Source organism: Borreliella chilensis (assembly GCA_000808095.1).
Taxonomy (GTDB): domain Bacteria; phylum Spirochaetota; class Spirochaetia; order Borreliales; family Borreliaceae; genus Borreliella; species Borreliella chilensis.
In genome coordinates this window covers 789,432-805,144 of sequence record CP009910.1, presented here as the reverse complement: position 1 = coordinate 805,144, position 15,713 = coordinate 789,432, and the positions used below count along the sequence as shown (strand labels likewise).

Annotated in this window: 15 protein-coding genes and 1 tRNA gene; 11 read left to right on the top strand and 5 right to left on the bottom strand. The window is 26.2% G+C overall.

The features are described 5' to 3' along the window. Positions 1–5: 5 nt before the first annotated feature. From OY14_03830 to OY14_03820, 3 genes are read left to right on the top strand one after another with little or no spacing between them, the layout of a single operon-like run. On the top strand, positions 6–1,052 hold the full coding sequence (locus tag OY14_03830; GenBank protein AJA90540.1) for a DNA polymerase III subunit gamma/tau: 1,047 nt from the start codon (positions 6–8) through the stop codon (positions 1,050–1,052). Beyond that, the gene (locus OY14_03825) at positions 1,049–2,197 is read left to right on the top strand and encodes a histidine kinase (GenBank protein ID AJA90539.1); all 1,149 of its coding nucleotides are present in this window, start codon (positions 1,049–1,051) and stop codon (positions 2,195–2,197) included. The genes OY14_03830 and OY14_03825 overlap by 4 nt, the downstream gene beginning before the upstream one ends. A 2-nt stretch (positions 2,198–2,199) precedes the next feature. After that, positions 2,200–3,558 (top strand): acetoacetate metabolism regulatory protein AtoC, encoded by a 1,359-nt coding sequence (locus OY14_03820; protein ID AJA90538.1) that lies wholly within the window; start codon positions 2,200–2,202, stop codon positions 3,556–3,558. Between the two features lie 254 nt (positions 3,559–3,812). Here the strand turns inward: OY14_03820 and OY14_03815 are convergent, their stop codons facing one another. Further along, the gene (locus OY14_03815) at positions 3,813–4,700 is read right to left on the bottom strand and encodes a peptidoglycan-binding protein (protein ID AJA90537.1); all 888 of its coding nucleotides are present in this window, start codon (positions 4,698–4,700) and stop codon (positions 3,813–3,815) included. A gap of 110 nt (positions 4,701–4,810) precedes the next feature. Here OY14_03815 and OY14_03810 point away from each other — a divergent pair, with 110 nt between their 5' ends. After that, positions 4,811–5,140, top strand: coding sequence for a hypothetical protein (locus tag OY14_03810; protein AJA90536.1), 330 nt, complete (start codon positions 4,811–4,813; stop codon positions 5,138–5,140). 39 nt (positions 5,141–5,179) lie between these two features. Further along, positions 5,180–6,037 (top strand): membrane protein, encoded by an 858-nt coding sequence (locus OY14_03805; protein AJA90535.1) that lies wholly within the window; start codon positions 5,180–5,182, stop codon positions 6,035–6,037. A gap of 4 nt (positions 6,038–6,041) precedes the next feature. Here OY14_03805 and OY14_03800 read toward each other — a convergent pair. The 3 genes from OY14_03800 to OY14_03790 all read right to left on the bottom strand — a co-directional run bounded on the left by OY14_03800 (position 6,042) and on the right by OY14_03790 (position 7,494). Beyond that, positions 6,042–6,125 (bottom strand) — tRNA-Leu (locus OY14_03800). 66 nt (positions 6,126–6,191) lie between these two features. Beyond that, on the bottom strand, positions 6,192–6,851 hold the full coding sequence (locus OY14_03795; GenBank protein AJA90660.1) for a hypothetical protein: 660 nt from the start codon (positions 6,849–6,851) through the stop codon (positions 6,192–6,194). A gap of 46 nt (positions 6,852–6,897) precedes the next feature. After that, complete coding sequence (locus OY14_03790) at positions 6,898–7,494, bottom strand: Clp protease (GenBank protein ID AJA90534.1); 597 nt, start codon at positions 7,492–7,494, stop codon at positions 6,898–6,900. A gap of 202 nt (positions 7,495–7,696) precedes the next feature. On the opposite strand from OY14_03790, the gene OY14_03785 reads away from it, so the two are divergent. The 6 genes from OY14_03785 (at position 7,697) to OY14_03760 (ending at position 14,124) form a co-directional block, all read left to right on the top strand. After that, positions 7,697–8,764, top strand: coding sequence for an FAD-dependent oxidoreductase (locus tag OY14_03785; GenBank protein ID AJA90533.1), 1,068 nt, complete (start codon positions 7,697–7,699; stop codon positions 8,762–8,764). A gap of 189 nt (positions 8,765–8,953) precedes the next feature. Beyond that, the gene (locus OY14_03780) at positions 8,954–9,913 is read left to right on the top strand and encodes a ribonuclease Z (GenBank protein AJA90532.1); all 960 of its coding nucleotides are present in this window, start codon (positions 8,954–8,956) and stop codon (positions 9,911–9,913) included. Between the two features lie 8 nt (positions 9,914–9,921). Then, a complete protein-coding gene (locus OY14_03775; GenBank protein ID AJA90531.1) occupies positions 9,922–10,851 on the top strand; it encodes an ABC transporter ATP-binding protein in 930 nt (309 codons plus the stop codon). Continuing rightward, positions 10,848–11,582, top strand: a complete 735-nt coding sequence (locus OY14_03770) for a membrane protein (protein ID AJA90530.1) — start codon at positions 10,848–10,850, stop codon at positions 11,580–11,582. Before OY14_03775 ends, OY14_03770 begins: the two co-directional genes overlap by 4 nt. Before the next feature lie 4 nt (positions 11,583–11,586). Beyond that, on the top strand, positions 11,587–13,095 hold the full coding sequence (locus OY14_03765; GenBank protein AJA90659.1) for a hypothetical protein: 1,509 nt from the start codon (positions 11,587–11,589) through the stop codon (positions 13,093–13,095). Between the two features lie 15 nt (positions 13,096–13,110). After that, positions 13,111–14,124, top strand: a complete 1,014-nt coding sequence (locus OY14_03760; protein ID AJA90529.1) for an N-acetylglucosamine-6-phosphate deacetylase — start codon at positions 13,111–13,113, stop codon at positions 14,122–14,124. Between the two features lie 236 nt (positions 14,125–14,360). On the opposite strand, the gene OY14_03755 is transcribed toward OY14_03760, so the two are convergent. After that, positions 14,361–15,638, bottom strand: a complete 1,278-nt coding sequence (locus OY14_03755) for a hypothetical protein (protein AJA90528.1) — start codon at positions 15,636–15,638, stop codon at positions 14,361–14,363. Between the last annotated feature and the right edge of the window lie 75 nt (positions 15,639–15,713).

The window sequence follows — 15,713 nt, the reverse complement described above, 5'->3', positions numbered from 1 at the left end:
CAACAATGACAATACTTCCAAAAATTGCTAAAGACATAATAAACGAATATGATCAAAAAACATTGCCAAATGCAATTCTTTTGCTAGGAGAAAAATTTTCATCAAAAAAAGTCAGCGCACTTGAGCTTGCAAAAAAAATATTAAAAGAAAAAACCTTAACAAGCCCCAATTTACTTATTTTTTCAAATTTTGATACAGTAGAAACAAAAGCACATCTTGCTACAAATTCACAAAAGATAGCAAATAAATACTTAGAATACATTAAAACTGTAATTTTTACCAAATGTTATTTCAGCAATGAAAAAAATTTAAAAAAAATAGAGAAAAATATAAATTATATTAATTCTGTTTATTATAAAAAAGAGCATAATATAAACATAAAAAATGAACTTATAAAAAACATAGAAAATATAAATAAAGAAATAAGTCATAGTATTACTGTTTATGACATAAAGAAAATCCAAGCTTGGATTTTTTCCGAAAAAGAAAAACCAAAGGTAATATACATAAACGAAATCGAAAATTTATCATTTAATGTGCACAATTCGCTCTTAAAAATACTAGAAGAGCCTCCTTCAAATATTTACTTCATATTGGCAGCAAGAAATAAAAACAAAATACCCAAAACAATACTTTCAAGACTTAGAATTTACAATTTTACAAAATCAGAGAGAAGCTTAGAAATCCAAAGATTTAAAGAAAGCTTTCTCATAAACAAAGAGATAACAATTGAAGAGTATTTTGCATCATTTTACAAAGAAGAAAGAAAAAAAATAAAAAAAGAATTGATAAAAATTTTAAATATAATAAAAGAAAAAAAATCCATATTTAATCTTGAAAAAATCGACTTTATCAAAGATGATCAAAATTTTAAAATGTTTTTAAACGAACTTACAATAAACATTAGAGAAGATTTTTTAGAAAATAAAATCAATATTAATCAATACCTCAAATATACAAAATATTTGAAAAATATTTACAAATATCGCCCTTACAATCAAAACAAAAAATTAATAATAGAAAACTTGATGCTAAATTACGAAGAAATATGAATAACTTTTTTAAAAAAGCTTTAACAAAACTAAACAAACTGTCTAATGAACAAAAAACTAAATTTATTGAACAAATTTACAAAAAAATAGAAATATATGACGGAATATTTGCATCAATTAATGAAGGCATTATTGTGCTTGACAAGCAAAACAACATAATCTATTCAAACAAAATTTTATACCAAATTTTAGCCTTAACATCTAAATCAAAAATAGAAATTCTTGATGATATCCAAATTCCAATCTTAATAAATTTAATAAAAGAACTAGTTAGAACAGAAGACAAAATAATAGGATTAGAAGTTCCAATCTCAAACAGCATATATATTAAAATTTCATTTATGCCTTATGTAAAAGAAAAAAAACTTGAGGGCAACATTATTTTAATTGAAGACATTAAAGAGAAAAAGAAGAAAGAAGAACTGTTTAGAAGAGTTGAGGCTTTAGCCTCTTTTACAAGACATGCAAGAAACATTGCTCACGAAATCAAAAATCCCCTTGGGGCAATCGATATAAATTTACAACTATTAAAAAAGGAAATTAAAAAGCAAAAACTGAAAAACGGTAAAGCCGAAAATTATTTTAAAATCATAAAAGAAGAAATAAACAGAGTAGATAAAATAGTAACAGAATTTTTATTAACTGTTAGGCCAATAAAAATCAACCTACAAGAAAAAGACATTACACAAGTAATAAAAAATGTATATGAATTGTTAAATCCTGGATTAGAAAACAAAAACATAAAGTTATTACTGAATTTAAATAAAATAAGTAATATTCTCATTGATGAAAAATTATTAAAACAAGTTATTATAAACATTGTTAAAAATGCGGAAGAAGCGTTGTTTGAAACAAAAAAAGAAATAAAAAAAATAGAAATTTTTCTTTTTGAAAAAGACAATAAAATACATATCAATATAAAAGATAATGGAAACGGAATAAAAGATGAGGTAAAAGAGGAAATATTTAAACCTCAATTTAGCACAAAAGAAAAAGGAAGTGGAATAGGCCTCACCATTTCTTATAAAATAATAAAAGAGCTTGGAGGTGAAATTTTTGTGGAAAGTACAAAGAATAAAGGTACTATTTTTACCATTACGCTCCCCAAACTAAATAAAAAAAATATTTTAATCGAAGGATATTAAAAATGAGTAAAATACTTGTAGCTGACGATGAAAAGAATATTAGAGAAGGAATTGCTACTTATCTTGAGGATGAAGGATATTTTGTTTTCACCGCTAGCGACGGAGAAGAGGCTCTTGAAATAATTGAAAATGAAAATCTTGACGTAATAATATCTGATCTGAGAATGCCTCAAATATCCGGGGAAAAATTGCTCAAAATAGTTAAAGAAAAAAACTTAGAAATACCTTTTATTATTTTAACAGCTCACGGAACAGTTGATTCTGCTGTAGATGCCATGAGAGAAGGTGCTTATGATTTTTTAATAAAACCCTTAGATCTTGAAAGACTTTTATTAATAATAAAAAGATCATTAAATAAAAAAGAAAATAACAATGATGAAATTACCAATTTAGAAAATATACTGATAAGAAAAGACTTGAAATACTATGAAAAAATCATGGGAAAATCATTATTAATGCAAAGAATTTTTGAACTTGTAATAAAAATAGCAAAATCAAATGCATCTGTTCTTATCACAGGTGAAAGCGGCGTTGGCAAAGAAATAATAGCTGATGCTATTTTTGACCTTTCAAATAGGAATGACAAGCCATTTATAAAAGTAAATTGCGCTGCACTTTCTGAAAGCATACTTGAAAGTGAGCTTTTCGGACATGAAAAAGGGGCATTCACTGGCGCAATTTCCAAAAAAAAAGGAAGATTTGAACTTGCAAATAAAGGTACAATTTTTCTTGATGAGATAGCAGAAATTTCACCTGAAATTCAAGTTAAACTTTTAAGAGTCCTGCAAAACAAAACCTTTGAACGTGTTGGGGGGGAAAATACAATTAAAGTTGACATTAGACTTCTAGCTGCAACAAACAAAAACATTGAAGAGGAAATTAAAAAAGAAAAATTTAGAGAAGATTTATTCTACAGATTAAATATCATCAACATAAACATACCACCTTTAAGAGAGAGAAAAGATGATATATCCCATTTAACAAACATATTAATAAAAGATGTTGCAAAAGAAAACAATAGGGAAGAAAAAACTCTTTCTAATGATGCAATGAAAGCTCTCTATTATTACGATTGGCCAGGAAATATTAGAGAGCTAAAAAACGTACTTGAAAGCGCACTAATACTGTCAAAAGGAAAACAAATCACTAAAGAAGATTTACCGGCAAAAATTAAAAACAATGAAAATCTTATATTCAAGATAACCCTACCAATAGGAATTAGCTTAAAAGAGGCTGAAAAAGAAATAATAAAACAAACGCTTTTCCATTTTAAAAACAATAAAAGTAAATGTGCTGAAATATTAAAAATAGGAAGAAAAACTTTACATAATAAAATAATAGAATATCACATTGATCAATAACAATAAGATTATTTTAAATTATCAAATTATAATCAATATAAAAAAATAACATATAATTAGATCGTATGTATATTTTTGAAACCAAAAACTTTTTCAAGGTTAATAACTATATTAAAATGAAACACTTTCTTTCAAAATCTTAGCTAAAAAGTGTAAAAATATTTTTATAAAACAAACAATTATACATTATTATTAATTAATAATTATTATAATTTAATAATTATCTTTTACTTAGCCTTGACTGCGATCAAAATTTACTTTAAAAGCTTTAAAGGATTAATAGGAATACTTTTTTTTAATATCTCAAAATGTAAATGAGGACCCGTTGAACGTCCAGTTTGCCCCACCCTTCCAAGAAATTCGCCCGATTTCACAAAATCTCCTGTCTTTACAGTATATGAATTTAAATGACCATAAAGAGACTTAATATTATTTTTGTGCCCGACTACAACAAAATTACCATAAAGATTATTGTATCCAACTTCAATAACTATTCCAGAAGAAGAAGAATACACTTCCGTATTCATTGGAGCTGCAAGATCTATTCCTGTATGAAAACTTTTATTACCAGTAAAAGGGTCATTTCTAAATCCAAAATCAGAACTAACAATAAATTTTTTTAAAGGAAAAATAAAGTTAGAATTTAAAAAGAAAAGTAGCTCTGTACCTGAAAAAAGTCCAAAATCTGGATTCTTAGAAAAATCAAAAAAATAAAACTCATAAATTTTGCCATTCCTTTTAATCTTTACCTTTTCAGCTTTAGTCAAATCCCTTGTTGCTAAAAGCAAATTATTAAACCTATAATCTTTACTATCAAAAACAAAAACCCCCTTTTTACTCGGAATAAGAATCTCTTGCCCAACACTTACAAAAGGAGAATCTAATAAATTAACAGTAGCAATACCAGACTGCCATCCATTTATTTTATTAGCAATTTTAAAAAAAGTATCGCCTTTTTTAACTTTATATGAGTAAACAAACAAAGGAATACGCTGTTTTTTATTATATTTAGAAATTTTAAATCTAAGATCAGAAAAAATAGGATCTTTTCTTGAAAAATTTTTTATTTCTGGATAAGAAAAAATACAAATTGCTTTTAAAAAAAAGAAAATTAATTTTAATAAAAAAAAAATTTTATTCATACTTAAAACACTTTCATACCTAATCAATCAAATATAATAAAAAACATAAAAAAAATAAATTATGTTTTGACTTGTAAATAATAACAAACTGTAATAAACTGTCTCTCAACATGGAACTAAATGAATACCAAGAAAAGGCAAAAAAAACTGCTAAATACAAAAATAAAAAAGAAGAATTAATTTTAACAACGCTTGGTCTTGCTGGTGAAACTGGAGAAGTTGTTGAAAAAATAAAAAAATTAGGAAGAGATAAAGATTACATTATTGATGCTGAGTATTTAATATCAATCAAAAAAGAGCTTGGAGACGTTTTGTGGTACTTATCAAGCTTAAGCAACAATTTAGGCATTACTCTTGAAGATGTTGCCCTTACGAACCTAGAAAAAATACAAAAACGTCATGAAAATGGAACAATAAACGGTGAAGGTGATGACAGATAAAGCATTTAAATTGTAAACACTTAAAGTCTAAAAATAAAAATGCTTAATATTTATATCAAGGGAATTTTACTTGGAATTGCAAATATAATCCCAGGAATCTCTGGGGGAACGTTGGCTTTAATACTAAAAATTTATTACAAAATAATAAATTCTATTTCAGAAATTTTAAAGCTCGTAGAAATTAAAAAAAATTTAATGTTTTTAACTATTTTGACAACAGGAATGTTAACCTCAATATTATTAACTGCAAAAATATTTAAAGCTTATGCATTTGACAATGGAAGAATAGAATCATTATTAATAGTATTTTTTATAGGATTAACATTTGGGAATATGCTAACACTAAAAAATGAAATATCTATAAAAACAAACAATATTAATGAAAAAATATTAAAGTATTTATTATTTTTTATTGGTGTAGCCATTATAATACTCTTCTTAATAATCAAAGAATTTAATATACACTTACAAAATAAAATACCTCAAGAGAAAAACTCAATAAAATATTATTTCCTATTAATATCATCAGGAACAATAAGCGGAGCATCAATGATCTTGCCAGGAATCTCAGGATCCGCAATGCTTTTACTACTTGGTTTTTATAAAGAAATAATACTCATTATATCCGAATTTAACATTATTCTTATTGTAATATTTACAACAGCTGCAACAATAGGAATAATTACAGCAATATTAATAATTAAAAAAATAATAGACAACCATCTAAATAATTTTATTTATTTATCAAAAGGTCTAATTTTTGGATCAATTCTACAAATGATATTAATCTTAGTAAGATTAAATTTTAAAATCAACTTTACATCTTTTATATCTTTAGGGACATCATTTACACTAGGAATACTTATAAACAAAAAAATGGCTGAGAAATGTAAATAAAAAATACCGAAGACCGGACTTGAACCGGTACGGAGCTTCCTCCTCAGGATTTTAAGTCCTGTGTGTCTACCACTTCCACCACTTCGGCATCGAATAATATAATAATAATAATATATTATGATGTCAAGTTTAACAAGAAAACAAATCCAAAAACTCAATTGATAACTATTTTTTGAGGAAAATTCTCAATAGCATAATTGCTGTGCAAATAATCTGTAATGATAAACATAAATGAATACAAAGAAACACTTGCAAAAAAATTAGAAAAAACCCTAAAATCAATTTTATTTGCCAACATTGAAATATTACTTGAATCATGTATTAAACTAAAAAATCCATTTTTGCTTAATACATCAAAAATAACAAATTCAGATCCATCTAAAATAAACATTAATTTATCTATTTGGGCTTTTAAATGCAAAATCTGTTCATTAATTTGCAAACTAGGAGGATTTTTAATAAAATCATTGTTTAAATTATAAATAACAAGACCATAATGATTATCCTTAAATTTAAAATTGACAAACAATCCTAATTTTAAATCATCATAATCTTGCATCACACTTAAAACTTTAATATTTATTTTACGCTTAGACAGAATGCCAATTGAAAATCCTTTCCCCTGGTCAATAAAATAAGCATTCTTAAAAGCCCCAAATAAAACTCTATTATTGATCAAATCAAGAACATGTTTATTTTCAAGGTTCTTAATAACTATTAAATCAAAACTTTGATTGAGAATATTATAAGCAGAATCTAATAATTCTTGAGAAGAATTATCATTTAAATTAAAATTTGCAGCCTTAAACTCCAAAATTCTAAAATCTATATCTACAAAATTACAGGAAAAAAATAAAACGCTAAGCAGAAATAAACTCTTCAATTTGGAACTTTGTCTCAACAACTTCAAATACAAGTCCATACTTTTTTGCAGAATCACTGTCCAACCAGAAATCTCTATCAGTATCCTTTTCTACCTTAGAAATCTTTTGACCCGTTTCTTTTGAAATAATATTATTAAGTTCTTTTTTAACTTTATTTAACTCATTAGTATAAATCTCAATATCTGTAGCAACTCCTTTAAATCCACTCAAAGGTTGGTGCAATAAATACCTAGCAAAAGGTAGTGAAAATCTATTTTCTAATTTAGCAGCCAAAAAAATTAAAGCAGCAGCACTAGCAACAAGCCCTACCCCAACTGTAAAAACTCTAGGCTTAACAAAACGAATCATATTAAAAATAGCAAATCCAGCATCAATATCACCGCCTTCTGAATCAATATATACAAATATAGGCTTTTTAAAATCCAAAGCTTCTAACAACAGTATTCTTTCCTGAAAAAACTGAGAAACATCCTTAGTAATCTCACCAGCAATAACTATTGATCTACTCTTTAAAACTAACTCCAATGATTTATCATGCAAGACACAAATATTATTATCTTCTTTACTGGTCATAAAACATCCCTTATATAAAAACATAATGATATATTATAATTTAAAATAAAAGGTTTTTAAATGACAAGAACTCATAAAAACCAAACAATCAAACTTATTTTATTAAAAGCAAAAACCGAATAAAAATATTTAATTAAGCTTCATTATAATCAAAAAATACTCTAAATTTATAAATAAGCAAAATCTAAAAAAGGGGTTTCTAATGTATCATGAATTTGCAGTTATTGGAGGAGGAATAGCGGGAAGTACCATTACCTACGAACTACTTAAAAGAAATAAAAAAGTAATTCTTTTCGACGATGAAGATACAAAAGCAACAATAATAGCAGGTGGACTTATTAACCCTATTATGGGTAGAAAAATGAATATTGCCTGGAAAGAGCCTCATATTTTTGAATTTGCAAAAAACTACTATCAAGAAATTGAAAAAACTATTAAATCCAACTTTTTTATAGAAAAAAATATCTTTAGACCCTTTACTAGTGCAAATCAAAAAAATGAACTGGTTACTAAAATTGAAAATGATATAAATATGAAAAACTTTATTTTAAAAATAAAAGATGGAAAAATTTATGATTTTTCAAATGACTCTAATGGAGGAATGATAATAAAAGGTGCCAGGATCAATACAAAGCTCTACATAAAAAATCTTAAGAAATATTTTATCAAAAAAAATTCATACATAAACAAAAATATTGATGAAAATAAAATTAAACTTGGAGAAAAGTTTTTCAAAATAGAAGATTTCAAATTTGAAAAATTAATATTTGCAAAAGGATATAAAGAAAAACTCAAAGGATTTTTTTCATATCTTCCATTTGAACCTGCAAAAGGCGAAATAATTATATTAGAATGCAAAAAAATAAATTTTAAAGAAGTTTACAATAGACACGTATCTTTAATTCACTTAAAAGACAATAAATTTTATCTTGGGGGAACCTACGAATGGAACACTTGGAATACACTTACAAATGAATGGGCAAAATTAGAATTATTAGAAAAATTTAAAAAAATAACAAATCAAAAATGCAAAATTATTGATCAAAAAGCACACATAAGGCCTTCAACTCTTGACAGAGAACCTTTCTTGGGAGAGCATCCAAAGCATAAAAATATCTTCATATTAAATGGTTTTGGAACAAGAGGTATATCAATGGCACCATACTTATCAAATTTATTAGTTAATAATATTGAAAAAATTGACAAAATTCCAAATCATTACAATATTAAAAGATTTGTAAAATACTACAATATTTTGCATTATTCTTAAAAACAAAAATTTTAAATCCATGCCAACAAACAATTCCATCTCCAATATTTCTAAATTCATAAAAAAATAATATAATACTTAGGTTAAGCTAAAACAATTTTTATCTAAAGAGAAACTAAAGATGAAATAAAGTTTAACAAAACAATTAAAATTAATTAATATTTTCAAAACAAATTGGGAGCACAATCTTTGGGATTTAACATTAATATTATAGGAACTGGAGGAACAAGACCACTCCACAATAGATATTTGACATCTGTGCTAATTGAATACAATGGAGATAACTTCTTATTCGATTGTGGAGAAGGAACTCAAATGTCTTTAAGAAAACAAAAAATATCTTGGCAAAAAATAAAAATGATTTGCATTACTCACTTACATGCCGATCACATTACAGGACTACTTGGAATAGTAATGCTAATGTCACAAAGTGGAGAAACGCGAAAAGAACCATTAATAATCGCTGGACCTGTTGGAATAAAAAATTATACAAAAGCTAATATAGATATGCTTAAAATCTACAAAAATTATGAAATAATCTACAAAGAAATAATCATAGACAAAACCGAAAAAATAATATATGAAGACAAAACAAAAAAAATTGAATACACCAGGCTAAAACATTCAATAGAATGCGTTGGATATTTATTTATAGAAAAAGATAAACCCGGCAAATTTAATACAAAAAAAGCAGAAGAGTTAAATATCCCTAAAGGACCTGTTAGAAAAAACCTGCAAGATGGGAAGGAAATAATAATAAACGGGAAAATTATAAAGCCATCAGAAATACTTGGGGAACCTACAAAAGGATTAAAAGTTGCTTACATTACAGATACTGGTTATTTTAAAGAATTAATACAACAAATCAAAAATTTTAACCTTGTAATAATTGAGAGTACATTTAAAAATGAACTTAAAAAAGAAGCAGATAAAAAGCTACACCTAACAGCTGTTGGAGCTGCAAATATTGTCAAGCAAGCAAAAGTTCTACAAACAGGACTTATTCATTTTAGTGAAAGATATACATTAAAAAAAGATCTCGAAAACTTACTAAAGGAGGCAAAATTGGAATATCCAGATGGAGAAATCTTTTTAACAAAAGATGGGATGAGACTTGAAGCAAGTAAAAATAACTTTATTATTAAATAGGAGGGTATATGATAAATGTAGAAAAAGTTACCAAAATGTATGGCTCATTTACAGCACTATTTAATGTTAGCTTTAAAGTTGAGGAAGGCGAAGTTCTTGGCATACTTGGCCCAAACGGAGCGGGAAAGTCAACATTAATTAAAATCTTAACATCATTTCACTATCCAAACAAAGGTAATGTGAAAATTTTCGGGAAAGACATTGTAGAAGATTCAAAAGAAATACTACAACAAATAGGATATGTTCCTGAAAAATTAGCTCTTTATCCAGAACTTTCTGTTAAGGAGTATTTAAAGTTCATATCAGAGATAAAAGGTGTTAAAAACTTAAAAAAAGAAATTGATAAGGTAATAAACGTATTCAAATTAAAAGAAGTTGAAGATAAGCTAATTTCTCAGCTTTCAAAAGGATTTAAACAAAGAGTAGGAATAGCAGGTGCTCTAATAAACAATCCCAAACTTGTAATACTAGATGAGCCTACAAATGGTCTTGATCCTAATCAAATAATTGAATTTAAAGAATTTTTAAAAGAACTAGCCCAAAAAAGCACAATATTATTCTCTTCGCACATATTAAGCGAAGTAGAATCTATTTGCAAAAGAATAATTATTGTCAACAACGGGGTGATTGTTGCTGATGATACAAAAGAAAATATTATTAAAAATAAACTTAAAGAAATTGAAATAGAATTAATAGTTTCAAAAAATTCTGGAAATGAAAAGGCATTTTTCAATAGCAAAAATGACATTTTTACATTAATACAAATTGAAGAATACCAGAAAGATTTAAACATTTCATTAAAACTGTCCCAAGGCAAAACAGAAGAAGATCTTTTTAGCTACATAGTAAAAAATAATGTAATCTTAAAAGCAATGATCCCAAGACATGAAAGCCTTGAACAAATATTTAGCAAATTAACCAAGGAGGGAAAAAAATGAAAATAGATTTAAAGCAATCTTTATCGCTTTCTAAAAAAGAGCTAAAAATATTATTTGGAACTCCAACTGCATACGTTGTGATGCTATTTTTTTTAATATTCATAAACTTTTCATTTATTTTTCTATCAGGATTTTTTATTAAAGATAATGCATCTCTTACCTCTTATTTCTCTTCAATGCCCATTATTTTAATGTTAGTACTACCAGCACTTAGCATGGGAGTATTCTCAGAAGAACATAAAACAGGAAGTATTGAACTTCTTTATGCCCTACCATTAAGCCCTCAAGAGATAGTCTTAGGCAAATTTATTACGCTTAAAATATTTACTTTGATACTATTCTCACTTACACTACCTCTTACAATAATGACAATTTTCATGGGCGAATTTGATCTTGGAATAATATTCCTTCAATATTTGGGAATAATTCTTTATTCTCTTTCAGTACTAAGCATGGGAACATTTATTTCCTCTGTTACAAAAAGTCAAATAGTGTCTTATATACTAACAGTATTTACACTTATATTAATACTATTTTCTGGAAAATTAGTTATGATTTTTGGGAAAGAAAATATAATAGGCGAAATACTTAATTTTATTTCAATAACCAATCACTTCAGCTATTTTAATATGGGAATATTAAACTTATCAGACTTTGTTTATTTTATTACATTAACAATAATGTTTCTAATATTAAGCACGCATAGCATAACACTAAAAAAATGGAGATAAAATGATGAAAAATAAAGAAAATGAGGTTTTAAACCTAACTTTAAACCTTACAATAATCTTTTTGATTTTTTGCAATATATCTATTTTCATTTTTAAAATAGACTTTACAAAACACAAAGCTTTTACAATATCTAAAGTTACAAAAAATTTATTCTCAAGTGCAAATGAAACAATATATATAACTTATTACAATTCAGGAAGCCTAGAAAACTATTTTGCTTTCCCAAATCAAATAAAAAATTTTTTAATAAGTTTTTCTGATGCTTCACAAGGTAAGGTAATTTATAAAGAAATTGATGCTGATAAAATTTCAACCCCATTAGAACACATCGGAATTCCTTCTCAGCAAATCGATTTAAGAGATATTAATCAACTCTCAATACTAAAAATATACTCAGGAATTGAAATTATTTACGAAGGAAAAAGAGAAATAATACCCATTGTAACAGAAATCAGTAATTTAGAATATGACCTTGCAAATGGGCTTGACAAACTAATAAACAATACAAAAAAAGTTTTGGGTCTTGCCTTTGGCGACAGCACTTTAAAAGAAGCACACAAAAACTTTCCCGAAATAATGAAAAAAGCATTTGGCATTGAAATAAAAGAAATAGATTTAAAAACTGAAAAATTAGAAAAAATAGAAAAAGAAATAAACGGTTTATTCATTATTGGCGCTAAAGAAATTAACGAAGAGATTGTAAAAAAAATTGATAATTTTATCGTTAATGATGGAAAAATATTTTTTGCAACAAGCGCAATTGATTACAATCCTCAAAATCCATACGGAATAGCTCCTATTAAATCTAAATTATTCGATCTATTTGAAAGTTATGGCATAAAATATAACGATAATATCATTCTTGATAAAAGAGCTCCCACAATCTTTTTAGGTGGAAATTTCCAAACTTACTATCCATGGATCTTAATAGATAAAAATAATATTGTAAAAAAAGACATGCTATTACTAAAAAATTTTTATGATGCTACAATTCCTTGGAGCAGCTCATTAGAACTTATAAAAAAAGATACAGAAGAAGTAAAATTCTTACCTCTATTTTCAAGCTCCAAACAATCATGGCAAGTTAAAGAACCCAATCTTTCAAACATATCTTTGAATGCGTTTGAAGTTCCAAATAAATTTGAAGATAACAAACTCAAAATACTCGGATATGCAATCGAAGGAAAAGTTAAAAGCCTTTATAAAGAACAATACTCCAAAAATTCTAAAATAATCCTAACAGGATCAAGCATGATATTTAGTGATTATATGTATAATGGCTCCCCATCAAACTTTGAACTGTCGGGAAGAATTTCAGATTATTTAATGCAAAAGGAAGAATTCTTCAATATTAAGTCCAGAGAAGTGCGAGCTAAACTAAAATTTACAAGCTCTTCAAACGAAATGATCAATGCAAAATTTTCACTAATAATTGTGAACTTAATTATTCTTCCAACAATAATACTAATATTTGGACTTGTTAGATTTACTAGAAAAAGAAAAGCAAATTAAAACAAAGGAGTGTTTATGACAAAGCCAAAAATATTCTCAATTAATAAAGAAAAAATAAAAATACTGATAATAGTAGTGTTAACATCCACATTCTTGTTGGGAATAATTTTTTCAAATGAAAATAAAGTAGCAAGGATTCTGGAAGAAAAATTTTTCGATTTTGACTTAAATTTAATTTCTAAAATTGAAACAGAACTTGAAGGAACACTAACAAAACTTGATAAAGATTGGATATTAACATATAACAAACAAACTATTCCTGTTGACAATAAAAAAGTTGACTCTCTAATCAAAGCATTAGACGAACTTCAAAAAAATAAACTTGTAAGTAAGGATCAAAAAAAGCACAAAGAACTGGGTATTGGGGAAAACCCAAGCTTCAAATTATTTGATAATAATAACAAACTATTAACAGAAATTTTTGTTGGGAAATCAGGAGAAGGCGATTCAAGATTGGCATACATTAAAGGCAGTGACGAAAATGTTTACTTAACAAAAAATATTTTCTTATCATATAAAGGCAATTCATATAATACATTTTCAGATACTACATTATTTCAAGAAAAAAACACAAAATTAGAAAATTTATCATTCAAGATAATAAAAAAATTTAACACGGAAAATGAAAATAATATAAAGAATAACTACGAAATTACCACTAAAGATGGGCTTTATTTCTTAAATAACCAAGCAATAAAAAAAGAAAGGCCTTTAAATATTATTGCCGAGTTTAAAGCTGATGGTCTTGAAATTGATAAATCTAAAATAAATGAATATCAACTTCAATACAGAATTGAAGTCAAATGGAGCAATAAAAGTGTTAACAATATTGAGGTTTACTTTAATAAAAACGAAGAAAATGACAAAGATATATTAATTAAAAAAGATAAAGATGAGCATTACTACATTACTAGCAAATGGACTTTTTTTGATGTATTTAACTTAGAAAAAAAATTAACAGAAAAAAATAATATTTCCAGCAATGATAATCAAGAAGATCACCATGAGCATCACAACAATACAGATTAATCTTACTTGATGTATTTAAAAAGAATAAAAAGCAAAACATATAAAAATTAATATAGTCAAAATTAATAGTGAAATAGGCAATATTTTCTTAAAAGATAAGTGTTGCCTAGCTTTACTGGCAAAATTTATCTTTTAAGTTAACATTAACATTTTGATTAAAACAAAAAATCATCTAATTACCAAATTAATTTAAAAATTTTTATAAAAATTAAAATAAAATTTTAATGAGTGGATTTTTAAGTTTTAGTAAGTAAAAATTTAATTTTTTTTAAAACTTCATACTCTTGTTTAATTTTAAAAATATTCCTATTGGGATTTAACTCAAGCTCACTTTCTACCCTATCAATGAAATTTATTAATACAGCTTTCTCATCACTATTTAGCATAACATTACTTAGAGATTCTTTAACATTAAATTTACTTACAACTTTTTCAACATCATTAAAATCAAAACTAGAAGAATAATGATCATCGGTTATATTTTGAAAAATGGGTTTTTCAAAATCGGCAATATCATCGCTTTTTTCTTTATCTACTTTACCTTTCAACTTGTCATACAAATTTTTCTCTTTAGTACTAGAAAAAGAGTCCTCAATAACTTGAGAATCTAAATCTTCTTTTAAAATACTTTCAAAATCATCAAATTCTTTTAACTCAAGACGCTCACCAGAATCCTCAAGAATCACACGATTATCGATATTTTCATGTTCAATGCTTTCATTCTCATTAATTAAGTCTAAACTTTGATTATTATCTACAAAATGATCCAACTCTCCAGAATTATTGCAATTAGTAATAGAATGAGACCCTTCTTCACATGATTTACATATTTTTAAAGAGGAATTATTATCTGAATTTTTGTCAATAGAGTCCAAATATTTACCTGACTCTGTAGAAAAACTATCTGATTTCTCATCATTACTTTTACTGTTATTTAACTTTATATCTTCTATAAGCAAATCATCGCCACTAACATCAACATTTTCTTTCTTAATAAGATCATTAGAAAAACTATCAATCGTATTCAAATTGCTAGTCAAATTCAAATCTTTACCTTTATTAAATTTAGCATCATATTGAACCCCCTCATTCTCTTTTGGGGTATAATTGATACCTTCAAGAAGTGCATCTAATTCTTCTTGACCAATAGAAATATTGGGCAAATTGTCATCTTTCTTAGAAAATGAATCATCAATATCAGAAGACTTTTTTTCAAAATCTTTAAAATCAGAAGAAGCAATAAAACCTCTTTGAACAGACCGAAATCCATTGTCAAGCATTTCTTTTTCAACCCTCTCAACACGGAGCTCAACATCCTTCAAGCAATTAATTAGCTCACCATGTCTTTCTTTTAATATGTTATCGAGTTTTAATAGCTTTTCATCTAAAAGAATTTTAAGATTCTCCGAAGCTGTAGAAACAACATCAACAGCCTCATTGCTTAAAAATACTTTTTCCATATCAAAGTCAACTTCTTTGGGACCTTCTTTGATAAAAAAAATACTTTTCTCCATGTTAAACTTGTTCTCCAAAAACTACCCAATATAACTACAATCTAACTCAAACTTTAACTACTTGTAAATATAGTA

Coding starts and splice junctions, on each gene's coding strand:
- OY14_03760 (AJA90529.1), top strand. CDS start 13,111: ATGACAAAGCCAAAAATATTCTCAATTAATAAAGAAAAAATAAAAATA.
- OY14_03825 (AJA90539.1), top strand. CDS start 1,049: ATGAATAACTTTTTTAAAAAAGCTTTAACAAAACTAAACAAACTGTCT.
- OY14_03765 (AJA90659.1), top strand. CDS start 11,587: ATGAAAAATAAAGAAAATGAGGTTTTAAACCTAACTTTAAACCTTACA.
- OY14_03785 (AJA90533.1), top strand. CDS start 7,697: ATGTATCATGAATTTGCAGTTATTGGAGGAGGAATAGCGGGAAGTACC.
- OY14_03810 (AJA90536.1), top strand. CDS start 4,811: ATGGAACTAAATGAATACCAAGAAAAGGCAAAAAAAACTGCTAAATAC.
- OY14_03790 (AJA90534.1), bottom strand. CDS start 7,494: ATGACCAGTAAAGAAGATAATAATATTTGTGTCTTGCATGATAAATCA.
- OY14_03820 (AJA90538.1), top strand. CDS start 2,200: ATGAGTAAAATACTTGTAGCTGACGATGAAAAGAATATTAGAGAAGGA.
- OY14_03770 (AJA90530.1), top strand. CDS start 10,848: ATGAAAATAGATTTAAAGCAATCTTTATCGCTTTCTAAAAAAGAGCTA.
- OY14_03775 (AJA90531.1), top strand. CDS start 9,922: ATGATAAATGTAGAAAAAGTTACCAAAATGTATGGCTCATTTACAGCA.
- OY14_03755 (AJA90528.1), bottom strand. CDS start 15,638: ATGGAGAAAAGTATTTTTTTTATCAAAGAAGGTCCCAAAGAAGTTGAC.
- OY14_03805 (AJA90535.1), top strand. CDS start 5,180: ATGCTTAATATTTATATCAAGGGAATTTTACTTGGAATTGCAAATATA.
- OY14_03815 (AJA90537.1), bottom strand. CDS start 4,700: ATGAATAAAATTTTTTTTTTATTAAAATTAATTTTCTTTTTTTTAAAA.
- OY14_03830 (AJA90540.1), top strand. CDS start 6: ATGACAATACTTCCAAAAATTGCTAAAGACATAATAAACGAATATGAT.